The organism is Enterococcus sp. E4-223 (genome assembly GCF_035727065.1).
Taxonomy (GTDB): domain Bacteria; phylum Bacillota; class Bacilli; order Lactobacillales; family Enterococcaceae; genus Enterococcus_B; species Enterococcus_B faecium.
The window spans coordinates 130,520-147,150 of sequence record NZ_JAPMLH010000002.1 but is presented as its reverse complement, the minus strand read 5'-3'; the positions used below and the strand labels follow the sequence as shown (position 1 = coordinate 147,150).

Here is a 16,631-nt window from a genome sequence, read left to right as displayed (position 1 = left end):
TATTCTATAAATTTGTGATTTTAGTGATTTGTAGATGAATCTGTCATTGTATCTTTTATTTCTTTTTTAGCTTCTTTCGCATCTTCTTTTGCCATTTTCATCATTTCTTTTGTGTCATCTGCAACTGGTTTTGCTTCTGACATTCCTTCATTGACAGTATCTCCTGCTTTACCAGCAGCGTCTTTTACATCAATCATGATATCTTCTGAAGTATCTTTAGCAATACTTCCTAATTCATCTGCAGGTTTTTTCATATCTTCTGCCGTTTTTTTGAAACGATTAGATAAGTCAGCTGATTGTTCTTTAAGATTTAACAAGATATCGTCAGATTCACTTCCTGCTTCATCTGCTGATTCACTTACTTTTTGTTTGACACTACCTGCTAGATCACCTGCTTGTTGAGAAAGATCTTGCGCTTTTTCTTTTGCAATACCTGTTAACTCAGTCGATTTTTCTTTCGCCATATCTGTGTAATCTGAAGCCATATCCATCAAATCATCCGCTTGGGCAGCTAATTCATCCCGAAGTTCTTTACCAGATTTTGGTGCTAACAATAACGCGGCGATTGCTGCGGCTGTGCCTCCGACTACTGCACCTAATAAAAATCCACCTTTTTTAGCCATTTTTATTTTCCTCCTGTCATTTCAGTATGTTTTTTGTTTTTAAAAAATTTCATCGCTGTCCCACCGACTTTTCCGGCAACCGTCGCTTTAGCTGTCGTTTTACCGATTCCGCCGACTTTCGTCGCGATGTTTTTACTAGAATGATTAAGTTCTGATACACTTTCACTTAAATCAGCAACTGCTGTGAACAATGGATCGATCGTTGCGACTTTTCCATTGATATCCAAGAGCAGTTCATTACTTTTGACCAGCAAACCTTCTACTTGTCTAGACAAAAGATCTACGTCTTTTGTGACGATTTCGATCGTCGTATTTGCTTCTGCTACAGTCTGATCTACTTTTTCTAAAGTTTTAGAAACTTGCAACAACACACGAACGATAAAAACGACAAGTATCGCAAAGGCGATTGCTGCGATCAATCCTGCAATTTCTCCTCCTGACATGATCAAACTCCCTTCTTGTCTCTCTTTTCTATAAGGATAGCATTTTCGTGTTTTTTAAACAAATAAAAACGAGCTTCAACTACTTTTTATTCAATTAGCAGCTGAAGCTCGTTAGAAAAAAGGGTTATTTTTTCTTTTCTTCTTTGATTTCTGTTATTCCTTTTGGATTATGATCGATCTTGCTTCCTTCTGCTTCTAATGTTTTACCTAAAGACAGGATGTACTCACGTAAAGGTGCACCTACTTCTGGATGTGTTAGACCATATTCAATACTTGTTTTCATAAAACCAAATTTGTCACCGACATCGTAACGTTTACCTGTGAATTTACGGGCAAATACGCGTTGTGTTTTATTCAATGTATCGATTGCGTCAGTTAGTTGGATTTCATTTCCGGCTCCTGGTTGTTGCTCGGACAATACATCAAAAATTTCTGGAGTCAATAAGTAACGTCCAATAATAGCTAAATCACTTGGTGCTTTGCTTGGATCTGGTTTTTCAACAAAGTTTTTGACATTGTATAACCCATCTTCCAATACTTCTCCTGGATTGATAATTCCGTATTTTGAAGTTTCATCATGAGGAACTTGCATAACGGCGATCGTAGAAGCATGAGTACGTTCGTAATCATCGATTAATTGCTGTGTCAATGGTACTTCGTCTTCCATGATATCATCGCCTAGCATAACGACAAATGGTTCATTTCCAATAAAGGCTCTTGCTTGAAGAACGGCATGTCCTAAACCCTTTGGATGAGATTGACGGATGAAATGCAAGTTGACATCTGTCGTTTCTTCTACTAATTTCAATAATTCGGTCTTTCCTTTTTCACTTAGGTTTGTTTCTAATTCAATATTTGAATCAAAGTGATCTTCGATTGGTCGTTTAGCTTTTCCTGTAACGATCAAGATGTCTTCGATTCCTGATTTCAACGCTTCTTCAACGATGAACTGGATTGTTGGTTTATCAACAATTGGCAACATTTCCTTTGCCATAGCTTTTGTTGCTGGTAAAAATCTTGTTCCTAATCCTGCTGCTGGAATAACTGCTTTTTTGACTTTCATATACATTCGCTCCTTCAAAAAATTGTTAATGAGAATTCATTTTCTTTTTTCCCATCACGTAACATGATTTCTTTTGCGGCTGTTTTGATTTCTTTTTGTTCATACAGCACTTCATAGATTGTTTGAGTGATGGGCATTTCGATTTCCATTATTTGGGCTAGTTCCATCGCTGCTTGGGTAGTATTCACACCTTCAACGACCATTCCCATATTAGCTAGCACCTCTTCTAGGGGCTGCCCTTGTCCTAACAAGTTGCCTGCGCGCCAGTTCCTAGAATGAACACTTGTGCAAGTAACGACTAGATCGCCTACTCCGCTTAATCCGATAAAGGTCAGCGGGTTGGCACCCATTGCTACACCTAAACGGCTGATCTCAGCTAATCCGCGCGTCATGATTGCTGCCTTTGCATTATCGCCAAACCCTAAGCCGTGAATAGCGCCAGCACCAATAGCAATAATATTTTTCAAAGCTGCCCCCATCTCTACACCGATCACATCAGGATTGGTATAGATCCGAAAATAATTATTCATGAACAGCTCTTGTACATATTTTGCTGCTTTTGCATCTGTACTTGCAGCTGTGATCGTAGTGATGTCATGTTTCGCTACTTCTTCTGCATGGCTTGGTCCAGAAAGAACAACAACAGCTTTTCTTTTTTCTGCTGGGATTTCCTCTAACAAGATGTCAGAGATCCTTTTATGTGTTCCCTGTTCTAATCCTTTACTTGCATGGATGATCACTGGCTTTGTATTCAATTTAGGCACTAGTTCTTTTGCAACAGAACGTATTGCTTTCGTTGGAATGACGAATAGCACCGCATCTGCGTCTTTTACTGCATCTTCCATATTGGTGAATGCTTGGATGGAATCGGGTAGATAATGATCTGGTAAATAGCGTTGATTCGTGTGTTGGGTGTTGATTTCTTCTACTTGTGAAGCACGATGTCCCCAAATCCGAACGTCATGTCCGTTTTCGGCGAGGACTTGTGCCAAAGCAGTACCCCAAGAGCCTGGTCCTAAAACCGCTACTCTATAATTCATTTTACCACTCCTGAAATTTTTTTCATTTTTAACGCTCTAAAAATCAGATAATTTGTTGATTTTTTCCTAATGAGCGGTCATAATCCGGTAAATTTCCTTTTTTTCTGCGCCAAATAAATAGAATCAATGTACCGACAAATAACACAGCAGATAATAATTGAGAAATACGGATCACACCTAAAAAGTAAAGACTGTCTGTACGTAATCCTTCAATAAAGAAACGCCCGAAACTATACCACATTAGATAACATAAAAGGACTTCGCCTTTTTTCAAAAGGTGTGGTTTCTTTCGTAAAAACAAAAGCAAAATAAATCCAATCAAACTCCAAAGTGATTCATAAAGAAATGTTGGTTGACGATAGATCCCTTCGATATACATATTATCAATGATGAATTGCGGTAAATGCAGACTTTCTAAGAAGCTTCGCGTCGTGTCTGGTCCATATGCTTCGTGGTTCATGAAATTTCCCCAACGACCGATTGTCTGTGCTAATAATACACTTGGTGCAGCGATATCTAAAAAAGTCCACAAAGAAATAAAATGATATTTAGTAAAAAAATACAGCGTGATCGCGCCTGCAATCAGTCCGCCATAAATAGCTAAGCCTCCTGAACGGATATTGAATATTTGGATTGGATCAGCTATATACTGGGGAAGATCAAATAAAACATAATATAAGCGAGCGCCAATAATGGAGATAGGCAATCCCCACAACATAAAATCTGTCACATCATCTGCTTTTAATCCTACCCGAACAGCCTCTCTGCTGCTAAGCCACATGGCGATAATGATACCTGATACGATAATCAATGCATACCAGTAGATAGGAATCCCTACAAGCTCAAAAGCAACTCGATTGATTTGTGCTAACATATTGTCACTCCTTGCTAGTCGTTGCCTGAGTTTTCTTCAATCAAGCGACTTAATCTTTCTTCAAATGTTTTCGTTGCGTCAAAGCCCATTGTACGTGCGCGGAAATTCATCGCGGCTACTTCAATGATGATTGCAACGTTTCGTCCTGTTTTGACAGGGATTTTTATTTGTGGAATGCCCACTTCCGCGATTTCAACGGTCGTGTCTTCAGAGCCCAGACGGTCGTATTTCTTATCTTTTGCCCATGCTTCCAGATAAACAGCCAACTGGACTTGCATAGAGCCACGTACCGCACTCGCACCAAAAAGATTCATTACATCAATGATCCCGATTCCTCGGATTTCAATCAGATGTTCCAGGATTTTAGGCGGTTCTCCGATCACCGTTAATTCATCTTGCTGATAGACATCTACTCGATCGTCTGCGATCAATCGATGACCGCGTTTGATCAACTCCAACGCTGTTTCACTTTTTCCTATCCCACTGTCACCTTGAATCAGTACACCTAATCCGTAAACATCCACTAAAACACCGTGGACACTTGTTCGAGGGGCAAGGCGACCATCTAAATAACTGGATAATTCTCCTAATAAACGAGAAGTTGAGATGGGAGAACGCAGTACAGCTATCCCATTTTCATTTGCTGCCTGGATCATTTCTTCTGGAGCTGGTAATCCTCTTGAAATAATAAATGCGGGCATATCTTCACTACATAATCTTCTCATGATGATCAAACGCTCTTCTGGGATCATCCGTTCCGCAAAACTGATTTCTTTACTGCCAAATAGCTGTAAACGATTATGGGAATAATAATTAAAATAACCAGTCAACTCTAGTCCTGGGCGTGAGATGTCCCCAGTTACGATGACACGGTCTAAGCTTTTCTCGTCGCCTGTCACGATTTCCAAAGATAATTTTTTCACTAATTGGCTAACTTTTACAACTTCTGACATTCATGCTACCTCATTTCTATTAGAGTGTTCTCTATCATTTTATCATTGTCTAGCCAAAAGTACTACCAATTAAAAAAAACGTTTTTATTTAATTACCAATGTAATAGAAAACGCATTCCTGATTCTAAATAAAAAAACTGCGCCGATAGTTCGGCACAGCTTTCTTTTATTTTCTACTGTTATGTTCGCTGACAATTACATTGACAAGCGACATCAAGATAGCTACTAACAACGCTGCACCGAATGAAGAAAAACTAAAATGTTCTGCTCCCACAAAAAAGGAGGTCATTTTAAGAATCGCTGCATTGATAACAAACGTAAACAATCCCAATGTGACTAATGTAAAGGGCAGGGACAGTATCGTCAAAATCGGTTTGACAAACATATTCAACACAGACAATACAAAGCTGGCAAGAACGGCCGTCCAAATACTGCTCACATGGACCATCGCAGGAAAAAGAACAGCCAATGATATGAATGTTAACGTATTAACTAAAATACGTTGAAAGTACGACATTAAAAGTCACTCCATTCGTCATCATCGATTTTTTCCGCTTCTTTGCGTTTTTTTGTTTGTTTACGATAATTGTTTTTTTTATAATATGCATTGTTATGTCCATAGTTTGTTCGTTCAGAAGGCGCATCTGGAATAATCAAAGCTAATAGAATGTATAAAATGATGGGACTACCAAAAGCAACTAAGCTTAAGAATACATAAAGCACTCGGATAACAGTCGGATCGATCCCGATATATTCCCCTATCCCTGCTAAAGTCCCTGTCAAAACTTCATTTTCATTGGATTTTGTCAACTTTTTTTTCATCATGTCTCACCTCTGTTCTACTATTTTAAATGAAGAAAATCGTTGTGACAACCTTCTTCTTAATCGGTGTCTTTCTGCAAAATTCTCGGTCACAAATTACCATATTCATAAAACGTGACGAGCTTTTTCTGAAATTATTCCTTGTGTCTCGGCGATAATTGGCAGGTTCATAATCTCTTGGTAAACGGTGTTCAAGAGATAGCCTATCGGCAATAAGGCACAATTTTGTAAAATAGGGGAAGCTATTTTACAAAATCGCTTCTTATTGCTCAAGGCTGAACATCTCTTTCACAACCTCTTTATTTATCTGTATCTTTTAAATAGATACTTCCTGTTGTCGTTGAAAGTTGCACTTGCGCGATTTCACCATCTGAAACACGACGGAATTGCAACATTTGGTTTGTCCGTTCTTTTTTCTCACGAACTACTTCGTAATTGGACAGACGGCTGTTGATACTTCCAAGACTTGTTTTAGCATGTCCTTCCAAACCGATGCCATCTGGTAAAGCGACTTTGACATTTCCGTTCACTGAACTTGCTTCTACTTTTTTCAAATTATCTTCTTTAATCGTAAGACGTACATCACCATTTACCAAAGACACAGAAAGGTTTTCTGCTGTCGCACCAAATGTCACTGTACCATTTACTGTTTCGATAATAGAATCTAAGATGTTCCCGTTTCGAATATCGATATTGCCGTTTACACCTTCTACTTCCAGCATCGTTGCAGTTAATTGGTCCACGATGATGTTACCATTCGTAGATTTTGTATAAATATCTTTAGCTTCCAATGTTTCAATCATGATGTTGCCATTTAGAAGTTTAATAGCTGCGTGGTCGTATACTCGTTTAGGTAAGTAGAAAACAAGGTCTGCACGCACACGTTTATTTGGAATTTGGAAGGAGATATGATCTTCATTAACCTCAATCTGGCTCCGTTCAGAGAATGCTTCAAATGGTTCAGCACCCATTTTTCCGTAAAGTTTGATCTTAGCTTCAACTTTCACATCGTTGCTGTCCCACGTTTTTAACGTCACGTTTCCGTTTGCTGCCTTGATATCAAGAATACTTGCTGCAGGAGCTTCATAGTAAAATTCATGCTCAAATTTCGTTGTCGCAATCCCAGGGACACGTAAGCTGACATCTTTCCATTCCATGTTGTCATTCACTGTTTCTGAAACAGTTTGGAATGTTTTCTTCAAGAATTTGCCTAACTGTGATCCAGCTTCTGACATTTTTTCGCCTACTTGATTCAGTGTATCTGTTGCTTGATCTTTCCAATCATCTGGCAATTCAAACTTATCAGTAAACGTTTCTTTTTTCTCAGACCATTGATTCTTACGGATATCTTTTAATTCTGCTTCTAATTTCAATTGTTCTTCTAACAGTGTATCGCCACTAGCTTCTAATTCTTTGATTTCTGCTTCTAACGTCTGACGCTGTGCTAATTCTTCTTCTGTCAACTCGCCTAATTCTTCTTTTGTATTCAGCTGCATCAATGCTTCCTGTTTCTCATTGCGTGCTGCCTTATTGTCAGCGAATTGAGCATTTACTTCATCTAGACGCGCCGAAGTTTTATTCGCTTCAGTTGCTAGTTCATCTAAGATCTTTTCTAAGTTTTCTTGATCTTGTCTTTCTCTTTCCTTTGGATCAACTGGCTCAGAAATTTCTTCTTCGCCGTTTTCAAGTTTATCGATCAATTGATTTGCCTGATCTTTTTCTTTATGACTAGCAGTTACCTTGTCTGCTTCTTTTTTGATTTGCTTTTCGTCTTTTTCAGTTGCCATGCTTTCTAATAAATCTAAGCCTTCTTCAGTCGAAAGGATTCCTTTTTTCACTAAATCTAAAATACGTTCTCTTTCTTTCATGGAAATTGCCTCCTTAAGCAAAATTGTTTGCAAGCTTTTCCTTACATCCATATTATGCACTGATTCAGTAAAAATGTCATAGGACTTAAGTTGTAACTTTTACTCCATCTTGAGTTGTTCTTTCTTTTTTGTAAAGAGATATGCTGTAGTCACGCAGGTTAAAGGAAGAACAAGTAGTGCGGACAATGTGGTAAGAATAGCCATCGTATATTCTAGAACAAATGATTTTTCATTGATCACTTGCTGAAAAGGAATGTCTAAATCAATAAACCAGAGGATCAACGCTAAAGAACTTCCCATGAATGCAAAAAGAAGTGTCATTACTGTTGACGCCAATATTTTTTTAGCAATAGCGAAACTAGAATGGCGCAATTGGTAAAAAGATAATTGCGGATTTGCCTGATATACTTCGAATGTCCCACTAGAAATTGCTACACTCGCATCTAAAACAGCACCACTAAGACTAATCAGAAGCAACGATCTCGTAAGTAATCTAAAATCAATCGCTAAAGTCTTATCTAAGCCAGATAATTCTTCTAGTTCTACCGATGTAAAACCTTGGATCGCTAAAAAATCAGTGATAGGAAGCAATAGTAGGAAACAAAATAAAAAGATCAGTATACTCACAAAAGCTGCACGCATTTTTAGATTATAACCGTTGATAAAAAATAAGATAACCACAGCAATCAATAAAAATCCTATGACCGACAATGCCAGTATCGGCCACTTCTGATGATAACCGAATAACAACAGGAAAAAGATCCCTAAATTGATGAATAAGCCTAAAAGAATATACATACCTTGCGTACCGCCAATAAGTAGCACGCTGATTGCTAAAATCCCAACAAGTATAATAAGTACATTCATCGTTTCAGCCTCCTTACAGTCAGAAAAAAGAGGACCGAGATGGGGATCGATAATACTATTCCTAAGCTGCCAGCAATGACGCGTAAAAATTCCAATGATAAATGCTGTTCTATCGTTTCTTTGAACGACCATTGATTTCCTAAATATAAAAGAAGCGATGGAACTGACCCACTGATATAGACGAACAAAAGGATATTGGTCATCGAGCCAATCACATCTCGACCCACTTGCCTTCCTGAAAGCCATAACTGTTTCGCTGTTATTTCTGGTTGTTGCTTAGTCAATTCTTCTAATGTCGCAATGACTGTGATAACGGTATCGAGTGTTCCTCCAGCTGTTCCAATCAGTACGCTAGAAAGAAAAACAGAACGATACGGTCGTGTCAGATAATTCAGTTCCTCATAGCGCAGTCCTTGGTCTTTCCAATGATTCATTGTCAAAAGACAAATAAAAAATGCTAAAAAAACACTCGTAACTGCAGCTGAAATTTTGATTATACTGCTTCTATTCCATCCATTTAAAGCCAATATGCTAATAATCATCCCTATAACGACGAACAGGATAGATATATTTAATAGAGAAATCCCTTCTGTTTTAGTAAAGATGAGCAACAAAAGTAAAAGTAAAACGATATTGATGATGAGACTTCCTAAAGCAAATAGACCCTGTTTTCCGCCAATAAGCAACATGGCGCCAATGAAGATACTTGTGAAGAAGAAAAGCCAGCCATCATTTTTTTTTGCTACTAGCTGCCATTCATCTCCATGCATTTGGACTAGATACATTTGTCTCGCTTTTATATTTGCTGTTTCTATTTGATTTTTTTGATAAGGAACCGATAAATAAATCGATTCTCCTTTTTGATCCGTGTTCATCAGTCTTCCTGTAATCAATTGATGATCCTCTTTTATTCGTACTTTTTCGATCTCGATGACAGGTACTTCATATAAAGCAGCTTGATGCTGAATAACCCATGAAGTAAGCACACAAATAAAAAATATAGTGAGGATGCTAATTTTTTTTTGCATTCTTTATCCTTTCTATGAAATGATGAAAAGGGTTTGTGACATGTTTTGTCACAAACCCTTTCCCGAATAAACGGCAGAATCACAGCTTCAGTTTAGAAAATCTCATTGTGGTTCGTATTTAACTCAGTGATTTTCCCTGTGGCCAAGTAGACGATCCATTCACAGATGTTTGTCACATAGTCTCCGATCCGTTCTAGATAACTGGCAACATTCAAGTAGTCTGTTCCACTGATGACTGTCTCAGGATTTTCCTGCATATTTTTGATTGTTGCATTATAGATTCGATTGAAATAGTCATTGACTCTTTGATCCATATTGGCGATCGTACGCGCGTCTTTTTCGTCTGTTTTGACATAAGCAACTAGGACGTTGTCCACCATTTTTTTCACATAATCGGACATATCGGAGATCTCTTTTTCGATTTCCGGTATTCTCGTCTGCCCTTTTACGCGAATCGTGGATTTAGCAACAGACACCGCATGATCGGCCATACGTTCTAAATCCGAGCTAGCTTTCATGACCGTAATGATCATACGCAAATCAGTTGTAACTGGCTGTTGCAATGCGATCATTTCAAAACTTTTCTTCTCCAAGCGTGTTTCCATGTTATTGATATTTATATCGTTTTCGATAACTTCTTGGGCTAAGATTTTATCGTGTTTGATGTATGCACGAACTGACTTGTGCACGGCGCTGCTCACCATCATCCCCATTTCGTAGAACTGATTATGGAGATTCAGCAATTCTTCTTCAAATTGTGTACGTAGCATTCCGTTTCCTCCTTATCCAAATCGACCTGAAATATAATCTTCTGTCTCTTGTTTTTCTGGATTCATGAATATCTTCTTCGTATCATTGTATTCGATCAAGTGACCATCTAAAAAGAATGCCGTCTTATCTGAAATACGTGAAGCTTGAGACATATTATGGGTCACGATGATCATCGTATACCGCTCTCTTAATTCTAACAGCATACTTTCGATTTTCCCAGTAGAAACAGGATCAAGCGCACTTGTTGGTTCATCCAATAAGATGATTTCCGGATTAACTGCCAAAACACGTGCGATACATACACGCTGCTGCTGCCCACCGGATAAAGATAAAGCACTTTTATGCAATTTGTCTTTCACATCATCCCAAACAGACGCTGCCTTCAGGCTTTCTTCAACTACTTGATCAAGGACTTTTTTATCTTTTTCCCCTTTTAATTTCAATCCATAGATGACATTTTCATAGATAGAAAAAGGAAATGGGTTTGGCTGCTGGAATACCATGCCGATTTCTTTTCTTAGTTCAACAACATCTGTTTTTGGACCATAGATGTCTTTGTCTTTATATAAAACACTTCCGGTGATCGTTACATTCGGAATCAGGTCATTCATCCGGTTCAAAGAACGCAGATAAGTGGATTTTCCGCAACCAGAAGGACCGATCATCGCAGTGATTTCCCCTTGATTGAAGCTTAGATCGATCCCTTTTAGTGCTTCTTTCTTTCCATAATACAGATGAAGATCTTTAGATGAAATAATCTCTTTTGTCATGTTGAGGCCTCCGTCTTAACCAAAATGACCGGACACATAATCTTCGGTTGCCTGAATTTTTGGTCTGGTAAATATCTTGTTAGTTTTGTCATATTCCATTACTTTTCCTAAATAGAAAAAGGCAGTATAGTCGCTGATACGAGCTGCTTGTTGCATGTTATGCGTCACGATGATGATCGTATAGTCTTCTTTCAAGTTTACAAGTGTTTCTTCAACCGTTCCTGTCGAAATAGGGTCCAAAGCACTTGCCGGCTCGTCTAGCAGCAAGATATCAGGTTTCATCGCGATCGCACGAGCAATACATAAACGTTGCTGTTGCCCGCCAGATAAAGCCAAGGCACTTTTGTCTAAGCTGTCTTTTACTTGGTCCCACAAGGCAGCTTGTTTCAAGCTTGTTTCAACGATTTCATCTAATTTCTTTTTGTTTTTTTCGCCGTGCTGTTTCAAAGCAAATGTAATATTGTCATAAATCGACTTGCTGAACGGATTAGGACGTTGAAAAACCATGCCAATCCGTTTGCGCATCTCATAAACATCCACTTGAGGCGCATTAATATCTACGCCTTGATACATGATTTTCCCAGTGATTTTCGTATTAGCGATCCCATCATTCATTCGATTCAACGAACGAAGATACGTAGATTTTCCGCAGCCGGAAGGACCAATCAGTGCAGTGATCTTATTTTTTTCAAATTCCAGATCCACTCCTTTGATTGCTTCATTGTCGCCATACCAGACATGTAGATCATCCGTATATAGTGCTACTTCTTTCTCTTTTGGCATGGTGATGACATTTGTTTCATTCCAGTTATATTTTTTCATTTTGCTTCTTCTCCTTAGGCTGAAGTCATTTTTCGGTATAATCGTTTGCCAATCGCACGAGCGCCGAAGTTGAACAGTAAAACAGCAATGATCAACACGGCAGAAGCGCCAGCCGAAACAGAAACACCATCAGGCATCGTGCCTTCTGTATTGATCTTCCAAATATGGACAGCTAATGTTTCAGCTTGACGGAAAATGCTGATAGGGCTTGAAACACTTAATGGATTCCAGTTCGTAAAATCTAACGCAGGTGCACTTTGTCCAGCCGTATAGATCAATGCAGCTGCTTCACCAAAAATTCTTCCAGAACTTAGGATCACACCAGTCAAAATCCCTGGTGTCGCTTCTGGAACCACCACTTTTATCACTGTTTCCCAGCGTGACAAACCTAAGGCCAATCCTGCTTCTCGTTGTGTGTAATGGACCGCTTGTAAAGACTCCTCAACTGTTCTAGTCAAAAGAGGCAAGTTGAATACAGTCAAAGCCAATGCACCAGAAATAATCGAGAAACCATACTGGAATTGAATAACGAAAACCAAGAAACCGAATAAACCGACAACGACAGAAGGCAATGAGCTCAAGATTTCAATCGACGTGCGAATCACATCTGTTAGCCAGTTTTTTCCAGCATATTCTGAAAGATAGATACCCGCACCTAAAGAAATAGGAAAACTGATGATCATCGTGATCAAAAGCAAATAAATCGAGTTAAATAGCTGGATCCCGATTCCACCGCCTTCTTGGTAGGCTTTGGAAGGTTCGGTCAAGAAGGACCATGAAATGTGCGGTATTCCCCGAACTAAGATATAAAGTAGTAAAGCTGCTAAAATCAATACGATGATCCCCGAAACTACATATAAAACACCTGTAGCAATTTTATCTGAGCGTTTTGCGTTCATTATTTCAGCTCTCCTTTCTTCCCAATCATACGGATCACGATATTAAAGAATAATGACATCAATAGCAAGATCAGCGCTAATGACCATAACACATTATTTTCAACTGTTCCCATGATTGTATTTCCGATTCCCATTGTTAAGATGGACGTCAATGTAGAAGCAGGAGTAGTAAGTCCTGTTGGCATCAATGCTGCATTACCGATGACCATTTGGATAGCTAAGGCTTCACCAAACGCACGAGCCATACCAAAAACGACTGCTGTTAAAATCCCGGGCACGGCTGCTCGTAGCACGACTTTGTAGATTGTTTGCCATCTTGTGGCACCAAGCGCTAATGAAGCTTCCCGATAGTGCCGTGGTACTGCCTTTAATGCATCAACAGTCATCGTTGTGACAGTCGGCAAGATCATAACGAACAACACAAATGTACCAGCTAAGATACCAAACCCAGTCCCGCCAAAAATACTTCTGACAAAAGGCACGATAACTGATAAACCGATAAAACCATAAACGACAGAAGGAATACCTACAAGCAGCTCGATGACCGGCTGTAAGATCTTCGTTCCGTTTTTAGGAGAGATCTCCGTCATGAATACTGCTGCACCAATGGCAAATGGCGTGGCAACGATAGCAGATAAAAAGGTCACAATAAACGAACCTGTGATCATAGGCAATGCCCCTACCATTGGTTTCCCATTTGCTCCGATTTGGCTTGGATTCCAATCTGTACCAAACAGAAAATCAAATACATTGATCTTATCAGTAAAAAAGGTGGCCAATCCTTTACTAGCTACAAAATAAAAAATAGATAATACAACCAACACGATCAGCGCGATACATAAAAAACTGATGAATTTTCCACGCTGTTCCATTTTTGAACGTTTTGATTTTGTTAATAATACTTTTTTCACATCTTCCACAGATGACTCCCCCTTAATCAGGTTTAACATACTCACTCAGTGTACAAATTGAACATCAATTTGGTTTTAATAACATGTAAAAGTTTAGCTAAGTTTGTAAATTTTGTGTAAAGATTACTCTTTAACGATATTTCCTTGCCAATCACGTTCGACTTTCATATGAGAAACAGGGATATAACCTAGTTCTCCAACGATGTTATCTTGTACTTCATCAGATAAGATATAGTCTAAAAATTCTTTTGTCAGTTTTTTTGGATGATCTCTTGTGTACATATGCTCATATGCCCAAATCGTCCATTTGTTCGTTGTCACATTTTCATCTGTCGGTTCTACACCGTTAACATTCAACGTATCTACATCATCGGAAACATAAGAAAAAGCAACATAGCTGATTGCACCGGGTGTGTCGGCAACGATCTGGCGCACCATTCCGCTTGAATCTTGTTCTTGTGCCTGAACAGCTGTTTCTCCGTCCAATACCCATTTTTCAAACGTGCTACGGGTTCCGCTTCCTGAAGCGCGGTTCAATATAACTACTGGCTGATCTTTTCCACCGACTTCACTCCAGTTTTTGATCTCGCCTGTAAATAGTTTTTTCAGGTTTTCCATACTGATGTCTTTTACGCCAATATCCTTGTTCACAATAGGAGTGATCCCAACAACTGCTACTCGATGATCGACTAATGCTGAGGCATCGATCCCCGATTTTTCTTCCGCAAACAAATCAGAGTTTCCGATGTCGACTGCTCCTGACTGTACTTGAGACAAACCAGTTCCGCTTCCGCCCCCTTGTACATTGATGAATTTTCCAGGATTTTCTGTCTGGTAAGTTTCAGCAACTGTTTCTACTAAAGGCTGTAAAGCAGAAGAGCCAACAGCCGTAATGGATTCTCCTCGATCAATCCACTTTGAACAGCCTGATAAAAGAATAGCTAATCCTATTATTGGTAAGAATAATTTAAGTTTTTTCATTAGAAATCTCCTTTAATCCTAAAGTATGTTTATTTTATCATTTTCATTACTTGATGAAAACGAATCAAAATCATTAAATAACAAAATAAATTCTCATAATTGTAAAAAAAACTATCTCATTAAAAGTTTCTATGCTATACTAGCTTTGAAATGTGTCTCTTTTAATAGCATATATTAGCTTATTTCTTGCTTTCCCCAAAAAACAAGAGATACCCCAAAGTTAATTTCGCTCATGCGAGACGCTTTCTCCATTTCTGACGTACTCTCAGAAATGGCCCCGTTAGAAAAGGACACGAGATCTCCATCTGTTGATGGTTCTCATGTCCTTTTTATGTTTTAAAGGAGCGGCGAAATCAATCTTGCTAATCCTTCTTTCATCTTGATGATTATTCCTCGGTTTTCATACATTTCTTTTGTGAGATGCGTAGAAATTTTCGAGTCTTCAAAAAAAGCTTTTCTTACACGTGAAGCCATTCGTTCATCATAAACCAGTGTATTGACCTCAAAGTCCAAGCGAAATGAACGAACATCGATATTTGCTGAGCCAACTGAAACAATGCCACCATCGATAATCATCGTCTTTGCATGAATAAATCCATTCTCATATGTTTCGATCCTTGCTCCATACTCGATTAGCTCTGCAGCGAAAGAATACGTTGCCCAGTAAACGAGAAGATGATCTGGTTTGTTAGGTATTTGGATATGAACTTTTACGCCTGAAAGAAGAGCCAACTTCAGTGCTTCATGAATCGATCCATCCGGTATGTAATAAGGCGTTTGGATCAATATCTCCCGTTTGGCTAACGAAATCATTTTCAAATAAGTCATTTTGATTTGTTCATGTTCGGTATCTGGTCCGCTTGTCACGATTTGAACAGCTATATCACCAGTAGAGTGAATGGACGGAAAAAATTTGGGAGAATAGCCTACTTCTTTTGTATGCTGAGAATTCCAGTCCATCAAAAAACGGTTTTGCAAGGTATACACCGCTTCTCCGTAAATACGCAAATGATTGTCTCGCCAATAACCAAATTTCTTTACCAATCCTAGATATTCATTTCCAACATTGAACCCACCTGTATATCCGATTTTCCCATCAATAACTACGATTTTACGATGATTGCGATAATTGATCCGAGGATTAATATACGGAACAAATAGAGGAAAGAAAAATGCGACTTCTCCGCCTGCTTTTTTCAAATTCTGAAAAAAGCTGGAAGAAACTTGTGTGGAACCCCATGCATCAAGAAGGACTCTGACTTTTACCCCTCGTCTTGCCGCCTCTGTCAATGCATCTCGAACTTCTTCACCTAATGCATCACTGCGATAAATATAATACTGGAAGTGGATATGGTCTTCTGCCTGCTTGATATCTTCAATCAGCGCATCGAATTTTTCACGACCATCTGTAAATAAAGTGATTTCATTTTTAGTCGTATAGAGCGTACTTTCAAATACCGTGAGCATATAGATCAATTGTTTCACATCTACTTGTCCAGTAGGCGGATGAGGATAAAGCCCTCGCATCAATGCCTGTTTGTCTTCTTCAATTTCCAGGTTCTTACCGATTTTCCCTTGGATCTTCAAATCAAAGATTTTCTCTTTGGAAATCCCTCTTCCTAAAAAAATATATAAAATAAATCCTACAACTGGAATGAACATCAAAACGAGCAGCCATGCCCATGTTTGAGCAGTTTCCTTTCTTTCTCGAAAAACGATGATAAAGGAAAGCAAAATATTCATAATCAAAAGGATCGTAAAAAAATTGTCAACGATAATTTTCACGGCTTCACCTCTTCTTCTACCAACTTAAGAATACCCAAGTTGTTTTTTAAAGTAAAGGGAAAAAAGCCGCTTCCTTCTATTCTCCTAGCCAATAAAAAAAGAAAGCTGGAA

18 protein-coding genes are annotated in these 16,631 nt (G+C 38.7%); all 18 read right to left on the bottom strand.

Annotation, left to right across the window (positions count from 1 at the left end; all coding sequences use genetic code 11):
• Nucleotides 1-20: 20 nt before the first annotated feature.
• Complete coding sequence (locus OS139_RS03480) at nucleotides 21-623, bottom strand: YtxH domain-containing protein (RefSeq protein WP_002294968.1); 603 nt, start codon at nucleotides 621-623, stop codon at nucleotides 21-23.
• 2 nt (nucleotides 624-625) lie between these two features.
• Entirely contained in the window at nucleotides 626-1,066 is a 441-nt protein-coding gene (locus OS139_RS03475; protein WP_002306214.1) for a DUF948 domain-containing protein, read from the bottom strand.
• A gap of 124 nt (nucleotides 1,067-1,190) precedes the next feature.
• The gene (gene galU / locus OS139_RS03470) at nucleotides 1,191-2,129 is read right to left on the bottom strand and encodes a UTP--glucose-1-phosphate uridylyltransferase GalU (RefSeq protein ID WP_002289574.1); all 939 of its coding nucleotides are present in this window, start codon (nucleotides 2,127-2,129) and stop codon (nucleotides 1,191-1,193) included.
• 14 nt (nucleotides 2,130-2,143) lie between these two features.
• Nucleotides 2,144-3,169 carry an NAD(P)H-dependent glycerol-3-phosphate dehydrogenase gene (locus OS139_RS03465; protein WP_002294970.1) on the bottom strand — a complete coding sequence of 342 codons (1,026 nt, stop codon included), beginning with the start codon at nucleotides 3,167-3,169 and terminating at the stop codon, nucleotides 2,144-2,146.
• Nucleotides 3,170-3,212: 43 nt separating this feature from the next.
• Nucleotides 3,213-4,043, bottom strand: a complete 831-nt coding sequence (gene lgt / locus OS139_RS03460; protein WP_002331558.1) for a prolipoprotein diacylglyceryl transferase — start codon at nucleotides 4,041-4,043, stop codon at nucleotides 3,213-3,215.
• 14 nt (nucleotides 4,044-4,057) lie between these two features.
• Nucleotides 4,058-4,996: an HPr(Ser) kinase/phosphatase gene (gene hprK / locus OS139_RS03455; protein WP_002289568.1), complete on the bottom strand. Its 939-nt coding sequence runs from the start codon at nucleotides 4,994-4,996 to the stop codon at nucleotides 4,058-4,060.
• Nucleotides 4,997-5,162: 166 nt separating this feature from the next.
• Entirely contained in the window at nucleotides 5,163-5,513 is a 351-nt protein-coding gene (locus tag OS139_RS03450; protein ID WP_002289566.1) for a phage holin family protein, read from the bottom strand.
• Nucleotides 5,513-5,821 (bottom strand): PspC domain-containing protein, encoded by a 309-nt coding sequence (locus tag OS139_RS03445; RefSeq protein ID WP_002306213.1) that lies wholly within the window; start codon nucleotides 5,819-5,821, stop codon nucleotides 5,513-5,515. Before OS139_RS03445 ends, OS139_RS03450 begins: the two co-directional genes overlap by 1 nt.
• Before the next feature lie 296 nt (nucleotides 5,822-6,117).
• The gene (liaX, locus tag OS139_RS03440) at nucleotides 6,118-7,686 is read right to left on the bottom strand and encodes a daptomycin-sensing surface protein LiaX (RefSeq protein ID WP_002331559.1); all 1,569 of its coding nucleotides are present in this window, start codon (nucleotides 7,684-7,686) and stop codon (nucleotides 6,118-6,120) included.
• Between the two features lie 99 nt (nucleotides 7,687-7,785).
• The gene (locus OS139_RS03435; RefSeq protein WP_002294975.1) at nucleotides 7,786-8,553 is read right to left on the bottom strand and encodes a YibE/F family protein; all 768 of its coding nucleotides are present in this window, start codon (nucleotides 8,551-8,553) and stop codon (nucleotides 7,786-7,788) included.
• Entirely contained in the window at nucleotides 8,550-9,581 is a 1,032-nt protein-coding gene (locus OS139_RS03430; RefSeq protein ID WP_016628425.1) for a YibE/F family protein, read from the bottom strand. Before OS139_RS03430 ends, OS139_RS03435 begins: the two co-directional genes overlap by 4 nt.
• A 92-nt stretch (nucleotides 9,582-9,673) precedes the next feature.
• A complete protein-coding gene (phoU, locus tag OS139_RS03425) occupies nucleotides 9,674-10,351 on the bottom strand; it encodes a phosphate signaling complex protein PhoU (protein WP_002289490.1) in 678 nt (225 codons plus the stop codon).
• Between the two features lie 12 nt (nucleotides 10,352-10,363).
• Nucleotides 10,364-11,122, bottom strand: coding sequence for a phosphate ABC transporter ATP-binding protein PstB (gene pstB / locus OS139_RS03420; RefSeq protein ID WP_002289489.1), 759 nt, complete (start codon nucleotides 11,120-11,122; stop codon nucleotides 10,364-10,366).
• A gap of 15 nt (nucleotides 11,123-11,137) precedes the next feature.
• Entirely contained in the window at nucleotides 11,138-11,944 is an 807-nt protein-coding gene (gene pstB, locus OS139_RS03415) for a phosphate ABC transporter ATP-binding protein PstB (protein WP_002289486.1), read from the bottom strand.
• A gap of 14 nt (nucleotides 11,945-11,958) precedes the next feature.
• Nucleotides 11,959-12,843 (bottom strand): phosphate ABC transporter permease PstA, encoded by an 885-nt coding sequence (pstA, locus tag OS139_RS03410; RefSeq protein WP_002292759.1) that lies wholly within the window; start codon nucleotides 12,841-12,843, stop codon nucleotides 11,959-11,961.
• A complete protein-coding gene (gene pstC, locus OS139_RS03405) occupies nucleotides 12,843-13,763 on the bottom strand; it encodes a phosphate ABC transporter permease subunit PstC (RefSeq protein WP_002292761.1) in 921 nt (306 codons plus the stop codon). Before pstC ends, pstA begins: the two co-directional genes overlap by 1 nt.
• 114 nt (nucleotides 13,764-13,877) lie before the next feature.
• Complete coding sequence (locus tag OS139_RS03400) at nucleotides 13,878-14,735, bottom strand: phosphate ABC transporter substrate-binding protein PstS (RefSeq protein ID WP_002292763.1); 858 nt, start codon at nucleotides 14,733-14,735, stop codon at nucleotides 13,878-13,880.
• Nucleotides 14,736-15,071: 336 nt separating this feature from the next.
• On the bottom strand, nucleotides 15,072-16,520 hold the full coding sequence (gene cls / locus OS139_RS03395; protein WP_002306208.1) for a cardiolipin synthase: 1,449 nt from the start codon (nucleotides 16,518-16,520) through the stop codon (nucleotides 15,072-15,074).
• Nucleotides 16,521-16,631 lie beyond the last annotated feature (111 nt).